Raw genomic sequence first — 26,179 nt, 5'->3', positions numbered from 1 at the left:
AATGTTTTTTATAATAAAATTGATAGAATATATAATGAAAATAAGAGCTTTTAATACAATATCTTTTGTACTAAAAGCTCTTTTTTTTGAAAATCCCTCAACTGTGAACTGTGCCTTATGCACTGTGAACTAACTAAACCTGTTCCCTGTTCCCTGTCACCTGTTACCTATTCCCTGTTCCCTGACACCTGTTCCCTATTCCCTGTTCCCTAAATAAACTTCAACACTTCAAGTATTCCCTTGGCAATCTCTCTTTCTTCTCCTTTATATGGATATGAGTGAATATGAATAGCAGGATTAAAATTAAGCTCTATTATTGCATAATTTGAATTTTCATCTTTGTAGTCTTTTATCATCATATCAACACCACAAATATTAGCACCTACAGCTTTTGCTGAATTTACTGCTATATCCTTAAACTTTTTAGGTATTAAATCTGTATAGTCTATGCTATCTCCACCAGTACTAATATTAGAATTTTCTCTAAGATATACAATTTCATCCTTTTGAGGAATGTATTCAAAATCTTTATTTTCTTGCTTTAAAAATAACTTTACATTATTGTCTAAATTGATTTTTTCTAGTGGGGTTTTATATCCCTTACCTCTTAGTGAACTTTTATTCTTTTCTTCTACAAGTTTTGTTATAGTGCTTTTTCCATCTCCTATAACATTAGCTGGAACTCTGTGAAGTATTCCTGGAACTTCATCTCCAACAACTAAAAATCTATATTCTTTTCCCTCTATAAATTCTTCAACTAGAACTGTAGTATCATTTTCAAAAGCAATTTTAAAGGCTTCTTTAATATCTTCTTCTCCTGCTCCATCTTTAAATATAGATATTCCTATACCAAAATTTGTTGACTTAGGTTTAACAACTATTGATTTATTTACAAATTTATTAACACTTTCAAGTGCTTCATTTAGAGAAAAGAATTCAAAACCTGAAGGAACTTTAATATTATTTTTATTTAAGATTTCTTTTGTAACAACTTTATTTTCCATCATTAGAATTGTTATATAACTATCTTTAGAAGTTTTTGTTGCTTGTTTTACATATTCTATATGATTTCCTTTTTGTAATGAAATAAAATTTTCACTTCTATCTATTAAATCGACTTTTATACCTCTTTTTATGGCTTCTTTCATTAGTATTTGTGTTGATAATTCTAAATCCTCAAAACCTCCTAATTTAAACCTGTTTTTATAGGCATCTTCACGATATTCTTTTGCTAATTTAATATGTCCTTCTAAAAATCCTTCTTTCTTAACCATTTCTGAAAGTTTATATGCATAGGTTAATTTAGGATTTAATACCTTTTCTATCATGTTATCTACTACTTCTTCCTTACCTAAACATAACTCATTATTCATAACTCTGATTTCGCTTAATATCTCTAAAGCCCAGTCTTTCTTAGATATAGTCTTTCCATTTTTATTTAAAACCACATCCATTTGCCCATACATAGAAATTATATTTTGATTATTTTGAGCTTCTTGTTGCCAAGTTTCATAAGAACTTTCCTCTTTTATAAGTAAGTATATAGTGAATATATTTATAAAATTCAAGTCTTCTAAGGATATTCCAGCCTTACTAAATGGATTTATATCTATACTTCTTATTTCCAAGTAATTTATTCCATCATTTAATAAAGACTCTAAGAATTTTGTGTTATCTATTGCTTTTAATCTTATCTGTGTATATAACTCTTTATGACTATCTATAAGTTTATCATCTATAAATCTATTAACACTTGTAACATAATCTTTAACTGAACTGTAGTCTGGATATAAATCTATAGGATTTTTATATCCACATTCACTATTCCTATAAGATACTACTCCATCATTACTAAAACCATCTTTTGATACTTTATCTAAGTTTACTACGCACTTATCACCAAAGCTTTCATGCATTATAGTAGTTCCACCTAATAAATATATAAGAAGCCATCTATATCTTAAATAGTTTCTAACTACTTTTAAGTAGATATTATCTCTAAACTCCCTATAATCTTCTTCTTTTCTCAAAAGTTTATATAAGTCCTTTATTAATTCTTCATTAAAGGAAAAATTATAATGTATTCCTGATATTAATTGTTTTTTTCCACCATATTTTTTTAGTAGCTTTTTTCTATAGTCACTTGCACCTTTCCCGTTACCACAATCTCCATAATCTGCAACTGGAATAAAATCATCTTCTGGAATACTACATGGCATAGATTGAGGCCAAAGAAGTTCATCTTTTATTTCTAAAGCTGTAATATCATAAAGTAAATTTAAAAAACTATAGGTCTCTTCTACTGTATTTACGGTAGGAGTTATAAGCTCTATTTGACTTTCTGAAAAATCAGTTGTTATATATGGATGACTGATTTTACATTCAAATACTTTAGGATGCTTAGTTAATGCCAATTTCCCTTCTCTATCTATTCTCAGTGTTTCACGCTCTACCCCAAAATTTCCTTTTAATAATTTATTTTTATATTCAAGTGATTTGATCACATTTAACATCTTTGTACTCCTTCCATATTCTTAATTTATAAATCAAATAAGATATAACTCCTTTTAAAATACTTGAAATTGATATTGCTAACCATATTCCATTTACATCAAAAAACCTTATTAGTATTAAAGCTATAGGTATCCTTAGTATTGTAAAAACTATACTTATTATTGCTGGGATTTTAGGTAATCCAAGGCCTGTAAAAACTCCATTCGATATCATTTCTATAGTTGAAAATATCTGAGATACTCCTATAATTCTTAGATAATTACTTGCAATATGAATAGTATTTTGTTCCCTAATAAATAATTTGACTAAAACTTCTGGAGTAAATATAAAAATTATTGTTATAAATAAAGAATATATAGCTCCAATACCTACTGATGTATTATATCCTTGATTTATTCTTCTAAATTGCTTTGCTCCATAATTTTGTCCTACAAAACTTGTTATGGCTCCATTTAATCCACCAATAACCATATAAATTATTGATTCTATTTGAAGTCCAATTTTTTGTGCAGCTATTGCCTCTGATCCAAATCCTCCAACTATCCTAGCTAAAATTATATTTATTAATGTAAATAAAATTCTTTGCATGGCCATTGGAGTCCCTAAAATTGTTATTTCTTGTATCTTTATTATATCTATTATATTTTCCTTATTTATTTTTAAAACTGTTTTTCCATTATATAAAAGTAATAGAAAAACTATTACTGTTCCTATTAAAGAAGCTATAGCAGCTCCACTTACTCCTAATTTTAAGCCATATATAAATATAGGATCTAAAATTATATTTACTACTATACCTATAATATTTATTATTAAAGCACTTTTATTATTTCCAAAACTATTAAAAATTCTAATAAATAAAGTATTAAAGAATGAAAAGAATAAAATTGGTCCATTTATAGCCAAATACTTATATGCTTCATTTTCCACTATAGGATTCCCTGTATTTAAAAATCCTATAAGATTTCTACCAAATATTAAAACTACAATACAATATATTGATGCAACAAACAAATTTAGAATTATGCCTGAAGATATATACTCCTTAACTTCATTTTCCTTTTTTTCACCTATTGCATGAGCTACCTTTATTCCTGTACCTATTACAACAAAAGAGTTAATAGAATTACCAAGTCCAATAAAAAAACTCGCCGAACCTATACTTGCTACTGCATCACTCCCAAGATTTCCAACCCATATCATATCAATTATATTATATGCAAATTGTAGAAATGAACTTGCCATTATAGGGATTGCTAAAGTTATTAAAACATTAAGAACTTTCCCTTTTGTAAGATCTATCTTTTTCATATTTTCTCCTACTCTAAATTTATTCTGACTTTTTATTTGCGCTACATATACATTTTTCTTTACTATTTAATATTATATTTAGAAATTTCATAAGATCATTACAAATTTCATTATCTAAGCTATAATATATCCAGGTTCCTTCTTTTCTACATTTTACTATTCCACAATCTATTAAAACTTTCATATGATGTGATAATGTTGGTTGAGTAAAATGAAAACTTTCTAATATTATGCAGGCACATTTTTCACCACTTGATAACATATCTATGATTTTTACTCTATTTATTTCTCCAAGAGCTTTAAATATTCTTATATTTTTTTCATAGTTTTTAATCATAGTAACCTCCTTATATAGATTGTTGTCTATATATTAATCTTAAAATATATAGACACATATCTATATATATCATACTTAAATATAGATTATTATCTATATTTAGTCAATATAATTTCATTAATTATATAATAAAATTATAAAATAAAAATGATATTATATCTTTATATAAAAATATAATATCACTTTACCTTGCTACTTTTTACTTAAACTTTTTAGTTTATCTAGCTCTTCTTTTTGCTCTTCTATAACTTTTAAAAATTCTTCCTCTTTGTTAAACCATTCTTTACTAAGATCATTAATTAAAGATGCCATTTCATCAGCACTTCCTACAATTCTGTTAAATAAAAGAAGATTTGATTTTAATATTTCCGGTATTTCTATATGTGAGTATCTTAATCTATGGTCTATTTCTCCATAGCCTTCTTCAAATATTGTTCTAACTTGAATTTCAGCTATAACTTTTTCGTTAGTTGGATAAAACTCAACTAAATAATGAACAGATCTATATCCTGATATTCTTGATCTTACTTCAATATCTAGTTCTTCAAACTTCTTAGTATTATCCCCTTCTCTTACATTTGCAGTAACCTCAATAACCTTCCAAGTCTTAGTAATAAATTCATGAATATCTTGCCATTGATCTTTAAATATGTGTATAACCCTAATCCCAATTAAATCATTTATTTCATTTTTGTAATTTTCTAAAGTGAATTGAAAGTCATCACCATATTTTAGTTTTCTATCTTGAGTTTTTCTTATAACTTTTTCGATTAACCTATCTGGATCCTTTATTCGTGATTTTACGGAATGGATTGCCGGCTGAGATCGTAAGATATTAGATATAAAATCTGCTTGATTGTCATAAGACATCTCATAAGCTACAAAATCATTATAAATATCCTTTAAAACTTCAATATCTATATTGTTTTCTTTAATTATTTTTTCTGTATATGGATATTTTGATATAAATTCATCTATTCTAAAACTCTTTTTCATTTACTTATTCTCCTTTGGCTATAGGATTATTATATATTTCAATTTTATCTTCCTTGTCTGCTAATTTTATTATTTCTTGAACTTGATTTTTTCCCTTTAAATCTTTCATGTTTTTCTCTAGTTGTTAATTTCCCATTTGAGGTAGGTTTATATTCCATTTTTGTATTTGATTTTGCTCCTGCCTTGGAAGAAGAACTTGATTTTGATTTTAACTTAGAATTTGATTTTCTTGATTTTGAATTTACTTTGGCTATTGCTTCTTCTTTTCTCATTTTAGAAATATATCTATCAGCTTTAGATTTTATTAAGCACTTAGGACCATTTCCTATTAAATCTTCTCTTCCTGCTTTAACTAGAGCATCATGAACTAAATTATAGTTTTTAGGATTTTTAAATTGAAGAAGTGCTCTTTGCATAGCTTTTTCTTCTCTTGTCTTTGGAACATAAACTTCTTCGCCAGTTATAGGATTTATACCTGTATAAAACATAGCAGTTGATAAAGTTCCTGGAGTTGGATAGAAATCTTGAACTTGCTCTGGTTGATATTTGGTATCTCTTAAATATTCAGCTAGTTCTACTGCTTCGTTTAATCCACTACCTGGATGGCTTGACATCAAGTACGGTATTAAATATTGTTCTTTTCCTAATTGCTTATTTATCTTAAAGAACTTTTCTCTAAACCTATCATAAGTATCACCCGATGGCTTACCCATATATTTTAAAGCATTAGGTGCAACATGTTCTGGTGCGACTTTTAACTGTCCACTAACATGATGCTCAACAAGTTCTCTAAAGAATGTATCGTCCCTATCCGCCATTATATAATCATATCTTAAGCCTGAACGAACAAAGGCCTTTTTTACTTTAGGAAGTTTTCTTATTTTTCTTAATAGTCCTAAGAATTCACTATGATCTACTATTAAGTTTTTACATGGCTTTGGAGTTAAACATTGTTTGCTCTTACATGCACCTATAGTAAGTTGAGTTTTACAAGCTGGCTTTCTAAAGTTTGCTGTTGGTCCTCCAACATCATGTATATATCCCTTAAAGTCTTTAAGATTTGTTATTTCAACCGCTTCATCTAATATAGATGATTCACTTCTACTTTGAACTGCTCTTCCTTGATGAAATGTAATTGCACAAAATGAACAGTTACCAAAGCATCCTCTTGAGCTTACTATACTAAATTTAACTTCTTCTAAAGCTGCAATTCCTCCAAATTCATCATATATAGGATGACATTCTTTAGTATAAGGAAGAGAATAAACCTTGTCTAATTCTTCTCTTGTAAGTGGCATCTCTGGAGTGTTACAAACTACATATCTATCTCCATGCTTCTGCACAAGAACTTTTCCTCTTACCGGATCTTGCTCTTCGTACTGTATTTTAAAAGCTTCAGCATATTTCATCTTATCCTTTGTAACTTCTTCTCTTGAAGGTAACAATTTATAATCACCATAAATTTCTTCTAATGAATCTATTGCATATGTAGTTCCATTTATATGTCTTATGTATTTTGCTTCAAATCCATCATTTAAAGAATTTGCAACTTCTACAATTTGCTTTTCACTCATTCCATATATTAAAAGGTCAGCACCACTATCTATAAGTATTGAATTTCTTACATTATTATCCCAATAATCATAGTGAGCTAATCTTCTTAAACTTGCTTCTAACCCACCTATAACTATATCTATATTTTTATAAGCCTCTTTTATTTTATTACAATAGACTATTGTAGCTCTATCTGGTCTTGCACCCATTTTCCCACCTGGGGTATAAAGATCTTTATCTCTTTTTCTCTTACTTACAGTATAATGATTAACCATAGGGTCCATATTTCCACCATTAACTAAGAACGCAAGCCTTGGTCTTCCAAGTTTCATAAAGTCATCTGTACTATGCCAGTCTGGCTGTGGAATTATACCCACTTTGTATCCTGCGCTTTCTAAAACTCTTGAAATAATTGCTGTTCCAAAACTATGATGATCTATATAAGCATCACCTGTAACTATAATAAAATCACATTGTTCCCATCCACGTTCTTGCATATCTTCTTTACTGATTGGTAAAAATCTGTTATTTGACATTTAAACACCCACTTTTTTAAATTGAAAATTAATAATGTAATCTTGTATTAGTTCTTATATATCAATATTAACATTACGTCTAATGATTATAACATTTAAAATGAATTTAGGCATTTATTTTTTATATTTTATTAGTCCACAAAAAAATAAATTGTGCATCATTTATAAATAAATAATAAAAAAATAAAAAATGAAAGAATTAAGATTACTCTCCATAACTCTTTCATTTCTCATGCATAATTTTATTTCACAAAATTTAAAATTAACTTCTATTTACTTACTGAAATCTTATCCTTATGGATATATCTAGAATTCTTATTTATTGCTAAAAACATAATTATTGCTGCTATTGATGCAAGTAGAACTAAAGATTGTATATACGGCATAAAGTTATAGCTTCCTTTTTGCCAGAAATCAATAAAATCACCACATATATAAGTTGTTGGCAACAAATATGCAACTTTCATTAATAACTCTGGAAAATCTTTTGCTTGTACTCCAAACATTCCACTTAAAATCATTATTGCAAAATAAAGTAACATTGTTATAGAATAAGTTGGTCCAAACTTCTTAAAAAATAAAGATATCCCATGAGCCAATGCAAAAAATATTATAGCAAGAAAATATAGTGAGCCTATTAAAACTAATGCTGAAGAAAATGATGGAACCTGTATTTTTAATGTTAAAAAAGATACTATTCCATAAATAATTATAGCTACTGTCATAAAAATTAAATAAGCTAATATTTTAGATATAATCAAATCTTTTTCACGATATCCAAACAATCTAAAACGAAGAGGAATTCCTTTTTCAAGTTCTTGTGAAAAAGTTGCTGAATATGATACAAACACAGTAGCTAATGGAATCATTAAACTATTACTTATAAATATACTAGTCATTATAACTTCTCTAAATTCTTCTGGAGATTTTGAAGAAATTATATTCCCTAAAAAAATAGACATGAATATTGGGAAAACAACTCCAAATATTATTGAAAATATATTTCCTACTAAATTTCTTAATTCATACTTAACTAAATTATATCTAACTAATTTTGCTTTCAAGGGTCTCACCATCCTTTTGATAAACTTCATTTTTACTTTTAGCATTAATACTCATTATTTCTATATCTGAATTACTTCTTTTAAAGCTTATATCTTTTTCTATTAAAAGCTTTGATATTTCTAATTCTTCTTCTATACTGAAACTAGGAATTGCTATTAAATGCTTTGGAGATTTTATTTTTCTAAAATCCTTTGTGATTTCAGTATTTTCACTTGTTTTAGATAAAGTTATGATGGAATTTCCACAATATTTTTTAAACAATTCTTCTTTACTTCCAAAATCAATAACTCTACCATTTTCTAATATTAATATTTTATTAGTTAATTGCTCTAGCTCTTCATAATAATGAGATACTATACAAATAGTTGTATTTTTATTTCTGTACCATTCTTCAATTTTACTCATTAATTGCTGTCTTGTTTCAAAATCAAGGCCTGAAGTAACTTCGTCAAAAAATACTAGTGGTGAATCTTGAATTAAAACCAATATTATAGTAAGTCTTTGTTTTTGCCCTCCTGAAAGTGCACTATACCTTTTATTTAAGCACTTATCAAAGTCGAAAAAATTAATTAAATCTTGTAACCTTTTATTCTTATTAATTTTTGTATCTAAAACAGCTTCTATTATATGCTTAACTGCCATTGTCTCTGCATAATTATTGCTTTGCATATGTGCAGATATATCCTCAGGCCTTATATTAGTATTGATAGATCCGTTATAATTAATAAGTCCTAAAATTGATTTAACTAAAGTAGTTTTTCCTGCACCATTTGAACCTATTATTCCAATTCTATCTCCTGCCTCAAATTTAATAGGAGATTTTATTAATAAAGCTACTTCTTTTCCATATTTAACTTCTAAGTTATTTATAGTAATCACTATTGCTCCCCCTTTGTCTTAATTTCTATACTCTAAGTATATTACCTTGGTATGAATTTCCTGTGAATTTAATATGCAAATGTTCTGTAGCTTTAATTCATGTTAATAGGAATTTATTAAAGATTATTCAAAGGGTAAGTTTTTATAAATTCCTAAAAATTAAAATATACTATTGCTTCTACTCCATTGCTTATATTATTAATTTCTATCTTATAACCTAATAAATTTGAATAATAATATGCTATATAAAGCCCTAAACCACTTCCCCTATTTTCTGAATTACTTGATACAAAAGCATCAAATATATTAGGCAAAAGTTCTTCATCTATATGAGCTCCATAATTTACTATTATAAGGCTGCCTTCATTTAAAGTTATTTTTATATTATTTTCTCTATCTGTGTATCTTACTGCATTTGCAATTAAATTATCTATAATCTTATACATTAAATGATAATCTGTATCTAAGTTTATATTCTTTAATTCTCTTTCTACATTTATAAATTTCTCTTTTATTTGGATTTCATGTTGAATTAATATTTCTTCTATTAAATCATTTATATTAATCATTTTCTTATTTATATCTTTATTATTAAGGTTTAATATTTCATCAATAATCTTTCTAATCGATTGGAGTTGAGCTTTAACTTTTGGCAAATATTCCTTTGTATTTTTATATTTTCCTACTTCATCTATCATTCCTTCTACAAGTAAAAGCGATGCAGCAACTGGTGTTTTTAATTGATGCGAAGATGCCCTTAAAAATACATCTTGTCTTTTATTTTCAGTAATCAATAATTTATTTTTTTCTTCTAAACTTTTAAAGCTTTCATTTAATTTAATATATAGTTCGTTTAATGTATTTCCTAAAACCGAAATTTCATCTTCTCCTTGAATTTCTATAGGATAAATATTATTTATGTTATTATTTTTTATAAATTCAGCATGATTAGCTAACCTTTTTATTGGAACTATTATTTTTCTTGAAAAATAATATGTTGAGAGCAATATTATTAATATAAGTACTGATACTATCATTGGTAAGCTTTGAAATACTATTGATGTAATTTCCTCTATCTTTGGAGTCATTACAGATAACAATGAAATTATAATATCTCCATTTCTTATTGTAATTGCAGAGTAAACTGTATAATAATTTATTCCATCAAAGCTATTAAATTCATAAATAATAGTATCATCTGAAGCAATACTCATTTTACTTGAATCCTCAGTAAATACATTAACATTATTACTTTTACTAAATTCAAATTTTACTGGTAATTCTTCAATAAATACTTTTTTATTGAAGCTTTCTTTTAATGTATCCAAAACCTTAATATCATAGTTTTCAAGTTCTTTAATTTCATCAATATTATTAGAATAATATCTAAACTCATCTATTAATTTAATTAAATTGCTATCTTTAATGGTAAACTTTGCTGTTCCAAATCTATTAGCCGCATATACATTATCTCCACTTGATGGAATCATAAGACTTATTGTACCTGATGGATTAGGTGAGTATATACTATTATAATCCTTATTTTCAATATAGTTCTCTTGAATCTTCTTTATAGATTGATAATGACTTTTTCTCAAATGATCAATATATAATGAGGGTAACATAACCACAAAATAAATTATTATTAGTGATACAATTGTCCCTACAAGTATAGAACTATAAATAAAAGTCTTTTTAGATAAGTTCATCAAATATCCTCCTTGTTAAACTGGTATCCTACACCAATTACAGTCTTAATATAATTATGAGGTAGTTTTTTCCTTAAGTTTTTAACATGCGCATCTATTATTCTATCATTTGAAATATAATCTTCATTGAAAATTCTCATTATCAATTGTTCTCTATTAAAAACTCTATTAGGTTCTTTCATTAAAGTTTGTAATAATAAAAATTCACTTAATGTTAAATTTAAACTTTCGCTTTTATAATAAGCCTGATAAGTATTATCATCTATATAAAACTCAGTATCATCATTATCAAATTTACCTTCTGTTAAACTCCTTCTCAAAACCGCTTCAATTCTCTTTAATAATAATAATGGAGAAAATGGTTTAATAACATAATCATCTGTCTTAAGGTTAAATGCTTTAAGTTGAGTTTGTTCATCTCCAAGTGCAGTTAACATAATTGTCGCCATATTCCTTTTGCTTTTATTTATATATTCAAGTACTTCTAAACCAGTAACCTTAGGCACCATTATATCTAAAATAGCTAAATTGAAATCTTCATTTTTTAAAATTTCCAATGCATCTTGTCCATTATTAACACAAGTAACCTCATAGCCTTGCATTTTCATATATTCAGTTGTAACCTCAAGTATATTTGGTTCATCCTCTAAAAATAAAATTTTAATCATGTCTATTCAATCCCCCAAAAAAATAAATTATATATTAATTATACAATAAATATATAATTTATTTATTGTTTGTTTTAATTTACCAATATAAAAACTATGGTAAATTATATCATTTCATAACTGAAGTTGTTACCTGTTCCCTGATAAATGTTACTTTATCTAAGAAACTGTGAACTTTGCCTTGTGCACTGTGAACTATATAAATTCTTTCAATTTTTCAATTTTATTTACTCTAATAATTTTCTATTAATTTTCTAATACTATATATGTAATCTATCTTATTTAGGAGGGAACATTTATGAAAAATGATAATAAAAGAACTCATTCAAAAGAAAATGTGCTAAGAAATGGGACAAAAACACAAAATCAATCTGCAAATAGTTCATATAACTTTACAATTAAGGAACCTGGAATAAATGAAAGTGGTGAAGAAGCAAAGAAAAGAGGCTTTTAGGTCCTAATGCACAATGACTACGTAATGGATAATTAAGGTGCAAACTTCTTTCGTAGTTTAAAAAAATAGTTAGTTTTGTTTTTATACAAAACTAACTATTTTTTACAATCTTAATTTAGCATATGCAAATTTATTATAATTTTCATTTGGTCATCACGTGACTTTATTGCAAATTTAGATTCCCTAAGCCTACGTATATAATTTATTTTTATTACTATAATATTTTAATTCAATTTATTCCACATATTATTAAAGGATTCTTCATCTAATTTAAAAGCAAAATTTAATCCTGAATAGTATATATATCCATTCTTGAATAGTCTTATTTCAGCTTTTGTTCCATCTTTCATTTTCAAAAAAATAAATTTTTGACTTTCTTCATTTATATCAGCATAATCTTCTTCGCTTGAATAGTTACTTTCTTTATCAAACAATTCATTTCTTAAGCTTTCATCCTCTAGTGAATATGGTGTTCCTTTATACATAGAATCTATAAAACTATTTACTGTATCATCTATAGTAATTTCTTTTTCTTCTATTATTCCATTATTCCAGTTATTAAAGCTTTTCCATGTAGCACTCCCTAAGTTTTCTCTTATATTCATCATTCCAAAAACATAACTACCATCAGCTAATATAAAGTCATTTAAACATTCCCATAGATTAACATATTCTCCGTATTCATTTTTAGTATAGGTTATTAATCTAAAGCTTTCATCATAGCCCTTTGCTGTATAAACTTCATCACCTTCGCTTATGCTTGCAAAATCCTTTAAAGCTTCTAAATCTATATATCCTGCTGAAGTTCCATTATCCTGAATTTCACTCATTAGGTCCCATGTAACTCCTATTTTTTTATCTATTAATTCCTTCCCTATTTCCAAAGGAAACTCTACACTTTGGGTGGTATATATTCTTCCTTTATTACTGCAACTATATTCTCATCTAAAGCTATAGTTTTCTTAAACCAAGCTGATGTTAATAAATTCTTACTTAAATTTATAGTTAATTTTATTAACCAAGCTTTTATATGATTATAACTTTCAAAGTTAATATTGCAATTTATAAATTTTATAAATACATTTTGCATTATATCCTCGGCATCATGGACACTTTTAGTCCTTGAAATAGCTAATCTATATACTGTATTTGAATACTTTTCTATAACTCTCAAAATCAGTTCTTCCCTAGGTAAAGAAAACTCATTCATTTTCTCTCCCCCTTTCACCTTTAATACAATTTAACTCTTTAAAATGTTGCATAAATAAAATAATTTTTTATGTTTTAAATTTTATATTTTTATAGTTTACTACATTATGTTAATTACATTAATTTGGCTGCCACAAGGACAGCCAAATTAATGTAATTAATAATCAAAAAATTATTAATAAACAATTATTAGTTTAATTTTTATACGCTAGCAGATTCACTATCTTCTACTTCTATGATGTCTACTACTAGAAGATTGTCTTCTTCCATTATTTGAGTTAGCATTAGCATTATTATTTGCATTACCACCATTCATGGAATTAAAAAGCATTGCTAATGGGTCCATTTGAGCATTGCTATTATTATTTTGAGAGAAATTATTTGCGCTATTTGTATTACTTGAACCATTTCCATTCATTAGCATACTAATTAATTGATTCATATCTACAGTTCCATTATTTGAGTTTCTTTGCTGAGTTCCTGATTGACCTTGATTCATCCCATTCATTAAAGCAGCAAGTGGATTGTTAGCATTGGAATTATTATTAATATTATTCATTCCACCTCTATTTTGATTTAGCATATTTAATCCATTACCACCCATTAGCATACCTAACAATTGATTAATTCCATTTCCTTGCTGATTCATGGGATTATTCATAGGGTTATTTCCCCTATTCATTCCTCCCATTCCATTCATCAGCATAGATAATGGATTATTAGCTCCATTCATTTGGTTTTGGCCTCCCATCATGGAGCCCATTAACATATTCATAAGTGGATTTCCTCCGCCTAGTCCACCTAAAGGATTTCCTCCTCCCATATTAGGCATTCCCATTCCGCCACCCATAAGACCTTTAAAAAGCATGTCCATCATTTGCATATGGCTTTCTCCTATTAAATTATTGTTACTATATAAGTATTTTATATTAACTTGTTTTGCTACAAGTATTTTATTATTTCATCTAAATCTGATATTGTGTATGTTGCCTTTGATTGGTCTAAATCGTAATCTTTTTGTTTTACTCCTACTACTTCTAAGCCAGCTGATACTGCTGAGGCTATTCCTAATGTTGAATCTTCTATAGCTAATGCTTCTTTAGGTAATATATTTAAAGCTTCAATAGACTTAATATATATTTCTGGATTTGGCTTACTCTCAGTACATTCCTCTCCACTTATTACGAAATCTATATATTCAGTTATCTCACATTCATTCATCATTCTTAATATTTCTTTTTTTTCTGATGATGAAGCAATAGCAACTTTTATATTTTTATCTCTTAGATTTTTAATTATATATTTAACTGATTTATTCATGACTTTTTTAAAATTAATTTTATTTATCTCTCTATACTTTTTATATTCTTCTCTTAATCTTTCTCTTTTATTTTTATCATCAATAATAAGCTTTTCCCATATCATACTATCACTTAATCCAATAAAATCAGTGAAATTTCTAGTTCCTGGTTCAATTCCAATACTATCAAAAAATTTCATTCTTCTTAAAAAATAAGCATATTCACTATCAATTAAAACACCATCCATATCAAAAATAACAGCCTTTTTCAATATTTATCCCCCTTTAATAATTAAATACTATATCATGAACTAATCTAATTTCTAAATCTGAAATATTTATACTGTATTCCTTTTGTACTTCTAAAAAGGAATATTTAATAATATCAACTTTCTCTTTTTGTTTATCTAAAAACTCTTGAATATCTAATTGTTCATCTAGTTTTTCTTTTCTTAAAATTCTCTCTATCATACAACTACAATGAAGATACAATAGAAATCTTATGTTATTAGATAACTTAATATCTAGTTTTTCTTCCATTTTATCTACTGCTTGTTCTATAGATTTTAATACTTTTTCAACATCTAATATTGTTAAATTTCCTATTATTTTCTTTATTGAAAAATTAAATAATATGTCCTTTTTTAATTTATCTTCATCGATTTCAAAGTTTTTCTTCAATATATTAATAAAATCTTGAATTTCTTCTCCACTAATTAATTGATCCAATCCAATATACTTAACTCCATCTATTTTAGGATCTGCTGTACCTATAATTGCAAGAACATCGTAAATTTGAAATGGCATTTCTTTTTGTTTATTTTTTTGTAGCTTATGATAATCATATGGAATAATTGCAAATGAATCTTTTGTTTCATTTAAGCTTTTATAAAGTATATCTTGTATTTGAACGGCACTCCCCATTCCAGTATAACAACATGTTAATATAGCCCTCTTCTTATTTCTATTTGGATATACTAGTTTCTTATTAATTTTTATATCCTTTAATATTTCATCATTTATTTCATTAATATTTTTTTCTTGTAATAATAAGCTACCTATCTCTAATACTATAGGTGTTGATACATAATCTATTATTAATATAGGTCCTTTTATTTTATCTTTTAGTCTATTAGTTAAGTCAGAAAGAGAGCCCATGTCTACTAATAAAATTAATCCATTTTCAGTATTATAATTATCAATAAACTCTATAACCTTATTTTCAATATCATCTATTGTTGTATCTATAGGCATATCTATTGCTTGGAAAAAATTCTTCTTTAACATTCTATTTGCAACATTTGCTATACTACTTGCTGTAGAATACCCATGAGCTAAAATTATACTGTTTACTTTATTTTTTATTTTAGGCATTTCTGTACTATTTAGATAAAATGTTATAAATATCAAATCTTCATCTAAAAATCTATAATCTAGATATTTGCTTAAGTTGTTTAACATAAGTTTTGCTAACCATAGAGAATTTTCCATATGAGTTCCAATAAACAAAAGTAATTTAGCTTTTACACTATTCCAATCTGGATGATTAATTAATATTTCACTTTCACCCTTAAAATATAAAAGATTTGCAATAGATAATATTTTATTTCCATCTTGATTAAATCCGTAGTTTTCTTCAAGATATTTGAAGGTATATCTTATATTAAATGTTAGTACTGAAAACAAACTTTGCTCTTTAGTAAATCCAGAATTGAAAACAAGATCATCTAATAATATATTTACATTATTTTTCATTTTATTTACAAAGTGTTCCCTTGTTATATTATTTTTTTCTAATTGCTTAAACTCTTCTATAAATTGGAAGTATGTTGTAGCAATACTCTTTTGTTCATTACTACTTACATTTAATAGTTCAGGACATTCGAAATCATATAATCTATCTTGATATTTGTTAGTAAAATTATAACTATCTTTAATTCTATCTTGACATTCAATAGGTAAATCAGTAGTTTTTACTTTTATTACGTCTTCAGTTCTCATTCTTGCATAACTACTTCCACAGCTATATTTAACAATATTTCTTATTTTTCCTACATTTCCTTCATAGCTACTTGAAAGCAGAAATGAAATAACATTTTTAGATACTTTTATAGTCTTTTTTAATATTTCACTTTCTATTAGAAAAAAGCTATCGATTAAATTAAGCCTTTCTTGTTGAGGCCTTTCCATAAAACTTGGAATATTAACTATGACAGGTAACCTACGGATAAATGTTGGTAAAAAAGTAGATTGTATTGATTCTGTTGTGGCAAAAATTAATCTTACCCTTGATGTTTTCTTTATACTATTATCACCTATAGGCGAATATTCTCCTGAATCCATAAAAGTAAATAGCTTTTCTTGTCCCTCTTCTGTTAATCTATGGACTTCATCAAGAAATAACACTCCTCCATCAGCACTTTCAAGAAGTCCTTTTTTATCCTTATCTGCACCAGTGAAAGTACCTTTAATATATCCAAATAATAAACTAGATAGTAACTCAGGGTTATGATAATATTGAGCACAATTTAATGATATAAATTTTGATTTTTTATCTATTAACTTTTCATTAATACAATAATCATATATACATTTAGCTAAATAAGTTTTTCCAGACCCACTTGGCCCTAAAAGCATTATAGGTAATCCATTGTTTGGATATAAAGATGCTGTTTTTATTTGTTCTATTTGCTCTTTTAAGCTTCCTCTTGCTCCTATAATATTACTTAATATATCCTTATTACATGTTGTTCCTTTATCTTCTTCAAAAAGTTCCTCTAATGATTCGTATTCATTTAAACCTGCTTTAAAATATAGAGTAGAAAATGTTTCTTTATCTAAAAAAATAACAGGATATTCCTTAACTTTAATAATATTTCCTTCTTTTACTTCCTTATTAAGATAACTACTTACAGTACTCCTACTTAAATTAATTTTTTCTGCTATATTATTTGCTGAAAATAAATTTAGATTATCTTTATTAAATTTTTTAGTTAACTCTTTTAAATAACTAGATATATCTATTTTCAATTACAAATCCACCTCTTTTCCTATAAGAATGTAAATATTATAATAATTTTATACTATTTTGTATTATTTAAAAAGCAAAGAAATCATATATATTTGATTTCTTTGCTAAATTAAATTTATCTTAGTATTCTAACTTCCACATATATCTTCTCTTTGTTAATGGATGTTGACGTGCTTCTGACAACTCCTCAGCATATACACGGAATACTGCTGTAAGTATCATAGGATTAAAATAATCAATTACAGTTTTAGGAATAACAGCTGATAATCCATAATCTAAAGCATCTACAACTGTTGCTTTAGCTTCAAAACGTTCTAAGAAAGTTAATGCACGTGAATCAATCTTACGAGTTCTACCATCATTCATCAATAATATAAATGGAACATTTTTGTCTACTATTTCAAATGGTCCATGGAAAAATTCTCCTGAATGGAATGTTCCTGAATTAATCCATTGCATTTCCATCATTAAGCAAATTGATGTAGAATAAGCTACTTCATGAGTTGCTCCACTGCTCATAACATATATTACTGGAGAATCTTTATATTCATTTGCAAATTTCTTTGCATCTAGTATTGCTGATTTTGCTGCTGTATCTGCTAAGTCATATATCTTACTAAAAGCTAATTGCATATCTTCATAGTTATCATAACCTTCAAATTGTTGTAATATCTCAACTGCTAATTCTAAAGCAAATCCCATTTTTTCTAATTTTGCTGAATAGCTTTCTGCAAATCTATGATATACTACATAATCAGCATCCTTTGTAAGGGGTGAGTCTACAGTCCTAGTTAAGCTGATTACGTGAGCTCCTAATTCTTTAGCTCTTGCATTAGCTTGTACAGTTTCTGGAGTTGTTCCTCCTAATGATGCTGTAATTACTATAGATTTATCATTTACAGCTTCTGGAGTTGCATAGTTAAATTCATTAGCTGTATAGTGGCTAACTCTTAACGCCTTAGCATTTCCATCTAAAAAATATTTTGCTGGGTATAAATCTGCTTTTGATGCTCCGCAGCCTACAAAAATTACACTCTTTATTTCACCTTGTTTTTCTTTTATTCCTTGGATAATTTCTTTTGAATTCATTATATTTTCCTCCTACTTATTAACTAGATTTTATTTATATTAATTTATTTTTAATATCATAAATTTTATTTAAAAATTCCTAATACACTAAGAATTATTCCACCTATTATACTGATACTAAGAATCCATCCTGTAGAGACTTTTTTCTTTAGCAGCCAATACATGAAGAAAGTTAATCCCAATGGGATGATTCCAGGAATAATTCCATTTAAAATATCTTGTAATATTAATTTCTCTCCAAATTTTATTGGTGTAGTTATTCCAATCATACTTGCCATCATAGATCCTATAACCATTAATCCTACTATAGAACATATATACATAACCTTATCCATAAGACCTTCATTATAAAGTTTACTTAAATACTTATTTCCCATTGAGTATCCAATCTTTCCCCCATAATAAGTAACTAAATATGATGGTATAAATGATATTATCATGGCTAAGATAGGTCCCAGTATGTTTCCTTCTCTTGCTAAGTTTATTCCAAGCCCAAAAGCTAAAACACGTATAGTTCCTTGAAAAAATGAATCTCCTACACCTGATAGAGGTCCCATCAAAGAAGTCTTCATTGCATTAATAGCCTCTGGATTAAAATTTTCTCTGTCTTCATAATATTGTTCTTCCATAGCTGAACTTAACCCTAATGCAAAAGCACTTGTTTGAGGTGTACAGTTATAAAATGCCATATGCCTTTTATAAGCTTCCTTCTTTAATTCTTCATCTTTAGGATCTTTGTATATTTCATCTAATATTGGGGCAATTCCATATAAAAATCCCATATTCATCTGTCTTTCATAATTCCATGAAGCTTGTATATTCCAAGAACGCCAAAAGAATTTTCTATATTTCCATTTATTTTTATCTTTTTCTTTTAATACATTTTTATCTTGCATATTCCTTTCCCCCCTCAAATAATCTTATAAATCTAAAGCATCTAATTCATCTTCTTGCTTATTTTTCTTAAATTTGAATTCTGACAATATAAACGCAAGTGTACATGCAAATATAGCTATACCTGTAACGCTTAATCCAGAGTATGCAGTAGCAAAAAATCCTATTAATAAGAATGGTAGCATCTTTGTTGAAAGCATTGTATTTAGAAGTAATGCAAAACCATATGCTGGTAATATCTTACTTGCTAGAGTCAATCCGCTAGTTAACCATTCAGGAATCGTATCAACAATACTTTTAACTAAATCTGTTCCAAAATATATCGCTAAGAATATAGGTATAAAATACATTAATGAATATAATATAGGTCCTAATACAATATGAACCCTATATGCTTTTTTATATTCCCCTTTTTCAATTAATGAATCAGCTGTATGAGTTAAATTAGAAAGAATAGTTCTTAATAAAATTCCAATCATTTGACCTAGTATAGCAATTGGTATAGCAATTGTTAATGCTGTTTCTGCATCTGTGTTTGATAAAATTGCAAATGCTGTTGCTATTATAGAACCCATATTCATATCTGGTGGTGCAGCAGCTCCTATATTTACTAACCCTAATGAAATCAATTCGAGAGATGCTCCAACCATTAACCCCTTTTGCATATCCCCTAAAACAATTCCCACTAATGTACTTACAATCAGTGGCCTTTCAAAATTAAGTCTTCCTAAAAGTCTTGAGTCTAAAATACAAAAAACACCAATAAAACCTAGTAATACAGATTTAAGTAACATTTTATAACCTCCCTCTATTTAAATTTAAATTTTAGATAACAAATCTTCTTTTCTTGAAGTAGGTACTTGTTGCATATATAAATTTATTCCCATGTTTTTTAATTTAACTGAATCATTTAATTCATCTTCATTAAGAAAAATTGCATTGCTATATTGTTTTGAATTATCTTTTTTAGCAATTCCACCGTAATTTATTTCTTTAATTTTATTGTAACCTTCACAAAACTTTAGTACTGAATTTGTACCACCAAATATAAACATTATATTTTCATTTAACTTTTCTACTTTTGGCATTTTAGACAAAGCTTCTTCTACAGAAAAAATATTTAATTTTACCCCTGATGGTTTGGTTAAATTTAGTGACATCTTTTTCAATTCATCTTTGGCTGCATTATTATCTACTATTATGATTCTTGAAATACTTAAGCTTTTTGTCCATGCAAAAACTACTTGTCCATGAAGTAACCTATGGTCTATTCTAACTAGTTTTATCATAAATCTTCCTCCTTTCTATCTATAAATTTGTTTAGTAACTTATTACAATTTATAATTGCACTCTGACTATCTTTAATAAATTCATCTAATAATTCATCTGAAATATTATCTGTTGTTGCTATAGAAATAACTAAAGGTAAATTCATTCCTGATATTAAATTTATTTTTGAATACTTCTTCATTAAATCCATAATTTCATTGTTTACACTTCCGCCAAAGATATCTGTTAAAATATAAATTTTATTGATATCATAGTTTTCTATAATTACTTCTTCAATTAAATCTCTTATACTAGTTTCCTCGTCTCTATATGAAGAAAAAACCTTTATTGACTCTGTATTTCCTATAATCATGTTTAAAGTATCTTTCATTCCTTTTGCTAATTCACCATGACTTGCTAAAATTATTTGATTCATATTTCTGCCTCCTTTACTCATTAATTTATTAAGCAATATATATGCCAAAGTTTATTTAAGCTTCATATCCCTTATATTTACTATATTTATATCTTCAATTACTATTGTTTCAACACTTTAAATCATACTAATAAAAGTGTTATGCAAAAGTGTTGTATATTTTGAGTAAAAAAAGACCATATAAAGTCATCTTTACAATGGCACTTTATATGATCCTTAAATTTCATTTAACTATATAACTAATCTTCTGTAATAATCTATATATTTATATTTTCTTTCTATCGCTCTTTTTCTTAAGAAGAGCACTTGTATCTAATGAGTCTTTCTTTGGAGCTTCCTTCTCTAACTTTTTCTTTGGTTTTTTACTTTCTTTATCTTTAATTTCATTTTTCTTAGCTGAATTTTGATTCTCAGCTTCAGCGCTAGATTTAATTTTAAGCTTGTTTTGTTCTTTAGCATCTACTGCTGATATATTATTTCCTTTGATAGCTTTACTTTCTACTTTCACAGAATTATTATTTTTAGCTATTTTTTCTTTTTTAACCTTATCTTTTCTCTTTTTAAAGAATCTAACTAAATCTATATTTAGTCTTCTATAAACTATATCAAGCATAAATAATAAAATACTTATTATTATTAATGGAGTTGTTAAGTTTATCTTTTTATATTCTCTTTGAAGCTTTCCTTCAAAAACTTCCTCTGGCTTATTTATGAAACTTCCCTTTGTTTCTTTAATTACTACATCTAACTTTTCTCCATTAGTATTAAATTTATATTCATCTGAGTATTGAAGAGCAAATGCGCCTTTATAGTTGTTTTTTATTTCTCCACTTTCTTCTTCTCTTATGCTGAAATTATAAAATCCTAATGAACTTAGTGGAATATTAGCCTGAAATTTCCCTGGTTCAACTTGGCTTAATTCAAATTCCCCTTCCTCTCCATTTTCCCCATTATATATCCCTTTAACCTTTGCATCCTTAGATATCTTATCATTATAAAACTCTACTTTTGCTTCATTTCCTTCTTGGCTGATATTAAGCTTTCCTTCTTCTCCATACTTTGGAATCGTAAAGTAAACCATATTTTTTATAAGTTGCGGTCCATACTCCCACGCCAAATAATTTTTACTCCACTGCCCACTAACATCTGAAGTAAAACTTACTGTTCTTCCTATTCCATATTGCATTGCAGCTAAAATTGGCTCATCATGATTAGAACTTAATATTTCAACTGCATTCTCTTTTATAGATGTTCCTATATATCCAAGTAAGCTTGGAATTCCATCTGACGTTTTTACTCCAGCTAATATTTCGTGATTACTTAATATCTTAGGAGTAAACTCTTCATTTATTATATAGGTCCCTGCTGATAAAAGAACTTCCTTTGCAAATATTCTTGGAATATCAGTATATATATCTGTATAATAACTTCTTCCCTTTCCTATTGAAGCAAGCTGATTTAAAAGATCTGCATTAGCGCCTTCACCAACGGCCACCGTTGAAAGAGTAATATTATTATCATTAAAATTCTTAAGAAGATTAGCATAGTTATCAAAGCCATATCCATCTTGACCATCTGTTAATAATATTGTGTGTTTTATCTTTGCACTACTTTTCATTTGCATATTATAACCTTGTTCAAGGGCTGGATAAATTGATGTTCCTCCTCTTATTTGAATTCCTGATATAAGTTCTTTTATAGATTCTTTATCTCCAACCTTTTGAAGAGGTACTACCTCATCATAAGTATCATCAAAAGCTATTACTAATATCTCATCTACTTCTCTTAAATTTTCTAATGCCTTCATTGCAGCTTCCTTAGCTAAAGTTAGTTTACTAACTCCACCACCTTCAGCGCTCATACTACCTGATTTATCTATTATTAAATTAATACTTATTGAAGGAACTTCATTTTTTCCTCTCTTATCCATATAAACTGGCAATACTTTTTCAAGTGAAGTATCTTTATAGCCTCCAAGAGCATAAGAATCCTCACCGCCAAATGTTATTAATCCACCACCATAATCTTTTACATAAGCTTCTATATTATCCATAAATCCATTACTTAAATCATCTCTATGAACATCATTTAAAACTATTGATTTATATTCAAGTAATTCATTTAAAGTACTTGGTGATACACTTGGAGAAATTTTCTTAATATTAGCACCTGAGTTTACTAATATTTCTTCTAATGCTTTTGAATCGCCTTTAATTCCATTAATAAGAAGAATATTTGGCTTATCCATTACATTGGTAAAAGTACTAAATTCATTATTAACTTTATTTGTATCTCCATCTGCTTCTATTAGCACTCTATAGCCTTTAAAGCCACCTGAACTTTGCTTATCTTTAAATACAAAGGAGTTTTTCCCTTTTTGTATTTGTACCTGCTGTTCTCCTACTTTGTTCCTACCTGAAAATAATGTAAGCTTTGCCTTTGTTGCATAATTTGATTTTATATCAATAGAAACAGAAAATTCCTCCCCTACAGATATATTATCTGGTACCTTTACATTATCAACGTAGATTTCATCACCTTTTTCACCAGTAATTTTATAAACTTTAAAATCTATTTTTTGCTCATTTATTAATGGTATGGATTTTAATATATCTCCTTGATTTTCCTCACCATCAGTTATTAAAACTATTCTTCTAGAACCGCCTCTTTCAAATAATCCCAAAGCACTTTCTACTGCCTCTTGAATATTTGTTGCTGTTACAACTGGCTTTTCATTTATTGATTTATATTCTTTTTTCTTATTTAATACCTTATCAATCTTCGAGTTATCACCAAATAAAACTACTCCTGCTTTATTTCCTCTTGGCATTGACTCTATAGCTGTAGATATAAAATCCTTTCCTGATTCTTCAAAGTCACTTGCACTTTCTGATACATCAAGTAAGAATACAGTTGATATATTTCTACCTTTTAAATTTATAGTTATATTTCCAAATGCTAATATTAAAAGTATAAATATTACTACTCTACTTATAAATACTGCAATTTCATTTTTACTCCATGGTTTATATTTTTTAAAGCTATAATACATAAAGGCAAAAATAACTGGAATCAATATTAAAAAGTATAAATTTCCTATTTCTATTTTCATCTCTTCTTTGCCTCCTAATTTCCTCTCTTATACATAATCCATTCAAAAGCTACTACTGAAATAGCCAATATTATAAGCAATGGAGCAAGATTTAAACCTCTTTTTAAATCAGCTTTTGCATTACTTATGTTTTCACTTTCACCAATATTATTTACATTAGTATTACTTTCCTTTTCTGATGGAAAGTTAACTGAAAATAGCTCTTTTTTTTCTAAAACATTTAATTTATAAACTCCAAGTTCCCTATCCTCTTTTATATCATCCCCTGATTTTATTTCTAATGTTTTTCCACTTGGATATGTTAAAGTTATATTATTATCTAAAGATAACCCTTTAGCTATTATCTTTTCTCCAGCTTTGAAATTACTCTTATAAACCATTCCACTTGATATTAAATTTTCTCCAAGTTCATACATTAATATAGGAAATTCCTTTTTAAGTGCAAAATCACTATTATGAAGATCAAATGATAAAGCCGCTATTTTCCTTCCATCAATTTCTCCCTTGAATCCTATATAACTTTCATCTATATTTAAGAAGCCTCTTCCATAGTAAGGAATTTCTATTGCATTATACTTAGCAGCAGTAAATGTTGTATCTTCTAAGTACTTTGAAAGTTCTCCTATAACAGCTTTAGCCTCTCCCCCTTCTCCACCTGAAACAACCTTAAAGAATTCATTGGAGCTTGGATTAATAAATAATATACTTCCTTTCGATGGGATTATATCTGGAGTAACATTATCAAATACATATAAATCATATTCATCTGCACTTGTTAAATTTGATGCATCATTAGTTTTATATACTTCTGTATTTTCAATACTACCAAAAGCTCTTTCTAAAAATACATTTTGTTCTGTAACTATAAGAATCTTATTTACCTTTTTCTTTCCCACCACATTGTTATAAGTATTGTCTCCAGAAATCATATCTTTTCTAGATAATTCTCCCTTTAATACTTCACCATTTATCTTAGGAAAGTCAAAAGTTAAAGTTTTATTTTCTCCTTCTTGCAATTGCAAACTTTCGACAGCTACAAGTTCTTCGCCATCATAAAGAGAAAAATCGCCTTCGTAAACTCCTATTCCTCTATTTGTTATAGTTGCTATAACTCTTACCTTATCCTCTAAAAACTTATGAGATACATTATCCACAGATGCATTTATTCCTGAGTTAGCTAATGATATAACCTTTCCATTAACATCACCTAATGAAAATTCTTTATCTGTAAAAGCTATAACTTCGTATTCTTCTTCAATTCCTTGGCCTATTGCTTTTATAAATGATAAAGTATCATTTATATCTCCAGTATTATAACTTTGAGGTATTGAATCAATTATTTCATTAGAGGCTTCTTTATTAAAATCTCCATTTTGAAGTAAATTACTACTTCCATCAAAGCTTATTATAAAAGCATTAGTATCATCCTTTGTTGATTGTAAAAACTCTTTTGCTAAATTCTTGCTTTCATCTAACCTGGTATTACTGCCATATTCTGCACTCATGCTTGCAGTATTATCTAATACTAAAATAATATTTTTATAACTCTTGCCTCCAAAGTTTAAAAAAGGTCTCATTAAACTAAAAATAAGGGCAATCAATGTTATTATTTGAAGTAGTAACATAATATTTTTTCTTAGCTTTTCCCATGGTGTGTTTGCTCTAGTATTTTTATATACTTCATTCCACAAAAGTGTTGAAGATATAACCTCTTCTTTATACTTTCTTTTCAATATATAAAGCATTATTAAAAGAGGAATTGTTATTAATAAGAATAAGGGCCAAAAATTTGTAAATCCCATGACTTCCTCCTTTT

General features: G+C 27.2%; 22 protein-coding genes. 1 reads left to right on the top strand and 21 read right to left on the bottom strand.

Features of this window, described 5'->3' with window-relative positions:
• Window positions 1-209: 209 nt before the first annotated feature.
• From gshAB to AAT22_RS06855, 9 genes are all read right to left on the bottom strand, one after another.
• The gene (gene gshAB, locus AAT22_RS06895) at window positions 210-2,513 is read right to left on the bottom strand and encodes a bifunctional glutamate--cysteine ligase GshA/glutathione synthetase GshB (RefSeq protein ID WP_047000675.1); all 2,304 of its coding nucleotides are present in this window, start codon (window positions 2,511-2,513) and stop codon (window positions 210-212) included.
• A complete protein-coding gene (locus AAT22_RS06890; RefSeq protein WP_047000674.1) occupies window positions 2,488-3,825 on the bottom strand; it encodes an MATE family efflux transporter in 1,338 nt (445 codons plus the stop codon). The genes gshAB and AAT22_RS06890 overlap by 26 nt, the downstream gene beginning before the upstream one ends.
• A gap of 19 nt (window positions 3,826-3,844) precedes the next feature.
• Window positions 3,845-4,162: a metalloregulator ArsR/SmtB family transcription factor gene (locus AAT22_RS06885; protein WP_016206064.1), complete on the bottom strand. Its 318-nt coding sequence runs from the start codon at window positions 4,160-4,162 to the stop codon at window positions 3,845-3,847.
• A 192-nt stretch (window positions 4,163-4,354) separates the two neighbouring features.
• Window positions 4,355-5,158, bottom strand: coding sequence for a RelA/SpoT domain-containing protein (locus AAT22_RS06880; RefSeq protein WP_047000673.1), 804 nt, complete (start codon window positions 5,156-5,158; stop codon window positions 4,355-4,357).
• Between the two features lie 44 nt (window positions 5,159-5,202).
• Complete coding sequence (locus AAT22_RS06875) at window positions 5,203-7,248, bottom strand: YgiQ family radical SAM protein (protein ID WP_047000672.1); 2,046 nt, start codon at window positions 7,246-7,248, stop codon at window positions 5,203-5,205.
• 269 nt (window positions 7,249-7,517) lie between these two features.
• A complete protein-coding gene (locus tag AAT22_RS06870; RefSeq protein ID WP_052953924.1) occupies window positions 7,518-8,321 on the bottom strand; it encodes an ABC transporter permease in 804 nt (267 codons plus the stop codon).
• A complete protein-coding gene (locus tag AAT22_RS06865) occupies window positions 8,293-9,192 on the bottom strand; it encodes an ABC transporter ATP-binding protein (RefSeq protein WP_047000671.1) in 900 nt (299 codons plus the stop codon). The genes AAT22_RS06870 and AAT22_RS06865 overlap by 29 nt, the downstream gene beginning before the upstream one ends.
• 152 nt (window positions 9,193-9,344) lie before the next feature.
• Window positions 9,345-10,901 (bottom strand): HAMP domain-containing sensor histidine kinase, encoded by a 1,557-nt coding sequence (locus AAT22_RS06860; RefSeq protein ID WP_016206070.1) that lies wholly within the window; start codon window positions 10,899-10,901, stop codon window positions 9,345-9,347.
• Window positions 10,901-11,569 (bottom strand): response regulator transcription factor, encoded by a 669-nt coding sequence (locus AAT22_RS06855; RefSeq protein WP_047000670.1) that lies wholly within the window; start codon window positions 11,567-11,569, stop codon window positions 10,901-10,903. Before AAT22_RS06855 ends, AAT22_RS06860 begins: the two co-directional genes overlap by 1 nt.
• 298 nt (window positions 11,570-11,867) lie before the next feature.
• Between AAT22_RS06855 and AAT22_RS19275 the strand changes: the two genes are divergently transcribed.
• A complete protein-coding gene (locus AAT22_RS19275) occupies window positions 11,868-12,023 on the top strand; it encodes a hypothetical protein (protein ID WP_016206072.1) in 156 nt (51 codons plus the stop codon).
• A gap of 224 nt (window positions 12,024-12,247) precedes the next feature.
• On the opposite strand, the gene AAT22_RS06850 is transcribed toward AAT22_RS19275, so the two are convergent.
• The 12 genes from AAT22_RS06850 to AAT22_RS06795 form a co-directional block, all read right to left on the bottom strand.
• Window positions 12,248-12,907, bottom strand: a complete 660-nt coding sequence (locus AAT22_RS06850) for a hypothetical protein (protein WP_047000669.1) — start codon at window positions 12,905-12,907, stop codon at window positions 12,248-12,250.
• An 8-nt stretch (window positions 12,908-12,915) separates the two neighbouring features.
• A complete protein-coding gene (locus AAT22_RS06845) occupies window positions 12,916-13,233 on the bottom strand; it encodes a sigma factor (protein WP_052953921.1) in 318 nt (105 codons plus the stop codon).
• Between the two features lie 219 nt (window positions 13,234-13,452).
• A complete protein-coding gene (locus AAT22_RS06840) occupies window positions 13,453-14,115 on the bottom strand; it encodes a hypothetical protein (protein ID WP_016206075.1) in 663 nt (220 codons plus the stop codon).
• A 59-nt stretch (window positions 14,116-14,174) separates the two neighbouring features.
• Complete coding sequence (locus AAT22_RS06835) at window positions 14,175-14,804, bottom strand: HAD family phosphatase (RefSeq protein ID WP_016206076.1); 630 nt, start codon at window positions 14,802-14,804, stop codon at window positions 14,175-14,177.
• A 13-nt stretch (window positions 14,805-14,817) separates the two neighbouring features.
• Window positions 14,818-17,562: a sigma 54-interacting transcriptional regulator gene (locus AAT22_RS06830; protein WP_047000668.1), complete on the bottom strand. Its 2,745-nt coding sequence runs from the start codon at window positions 17,560-17,562 to the stop codon at window positions 14,818-14,820.
• 121 nt (window positions 17,563-17,683) lie between these two features.
• On the bottom strand, window positions 17,684-18,652 hold the full coding sequence (locus AAT22_RS06825; protein WP_047000667.1) for an SIS domain-containing protein: 969 nt from the start codon (window positions 18,650-18,652) through the stop codon (window positions 17,684-17,686).
• Between the two features lie 65 nt (window positions 18,653-18,717).
• Window positions 18,718-19,548, bottom strand: coding sequence for a PTS system mannose/fructose/sorbose family transporter subunit IID (locus AAT22_RS06820; RefSeq protein ID WP_047000666.1), 831 nt, complete (start codon window positions 19,546-19,548; stop codon window positions 18,718-18,720).
• 24 nt (window positions 19,549-19,572) lie between these two features.
• Window positions 19,573-20,340, bottom strand: coding sequence for a PTS sugar transporter subunit IIC (locus tag AAT22_RS06815; protein ID WP_016206078.1), 768 nt, complete (start codon window positions 20,338-20,340; stop codon window positions 19,573-19,575).
• 24 nt (window positions 20,341-20,364) lie between these two features.
• Window positions 20,365-20,835 carry a PTS sugar transporter subunit IIB gene (locus tag AAT22_RS06810; protein ID WP_047000665.1) on the bottom strand — a complete coding sequence of 157 codons (471 nt, stop codon included), beginning with the start codon at window positions 20,833-20,835 and terminating at the stop codon, window positions 20,365-20,367.
• Window positions 20,832-21,251, bottom strand: a complete 420-nt coding sequence (locus AAT22_RS06805) for a PTS fructose subfamily transporter subunit IIA (RefSeq protein WP_016206080.1) — start codon at window positions 21,249-21,251, stop codon at window positions 20,832-20,834. The genes AAT22_RS06810 and AAT22_RS06805 overlap by 4 nt, the downstream gene beginning before the upstream one ends.
• A gap of 265 nt (window positions 21,252-21,516) precedes the next feature.
• Window positions 21,517-24,363 (bottom strand): VWA domain-containing protein, encoded by a 2,847-nt coding sequence (locus AAT22_RS06800; RefSeq protein WP_047000664.1) that lies wholly within the window; start codon window positions 24,361-24,363, stop codon window positions 21,517-21,519.
• A gap of 14 nt (window positions 24,364-24,377) precedes the next feature.
• Complete coding sequence (locus AAT22_RS06795) at window positions 24,378-26,165, bottom strand: BatA and WFA domain-containing protein (RefSeq protein ID WP_047000663.1); 1,788 nt, start codon at window positions 26,163-26,165, stop codon at window positions 24,378-24,380.
• Window positions 26,166-26,179 lie beyond the last annotated feature (14 nt).

This window comes from Clostridium sp. C8 (genome assembly GCF_001010885.1).
Lineage (GTDB): Bacteria > Bacillota > Clostridia > Clostridiales > Clostridiaceae > Clostridium > Clostridium sartagoforme.
Note: the sequence above shows the minus strand (reverse complement) of the source record. Positions and strands in the feature narration are given on the sequence as shown.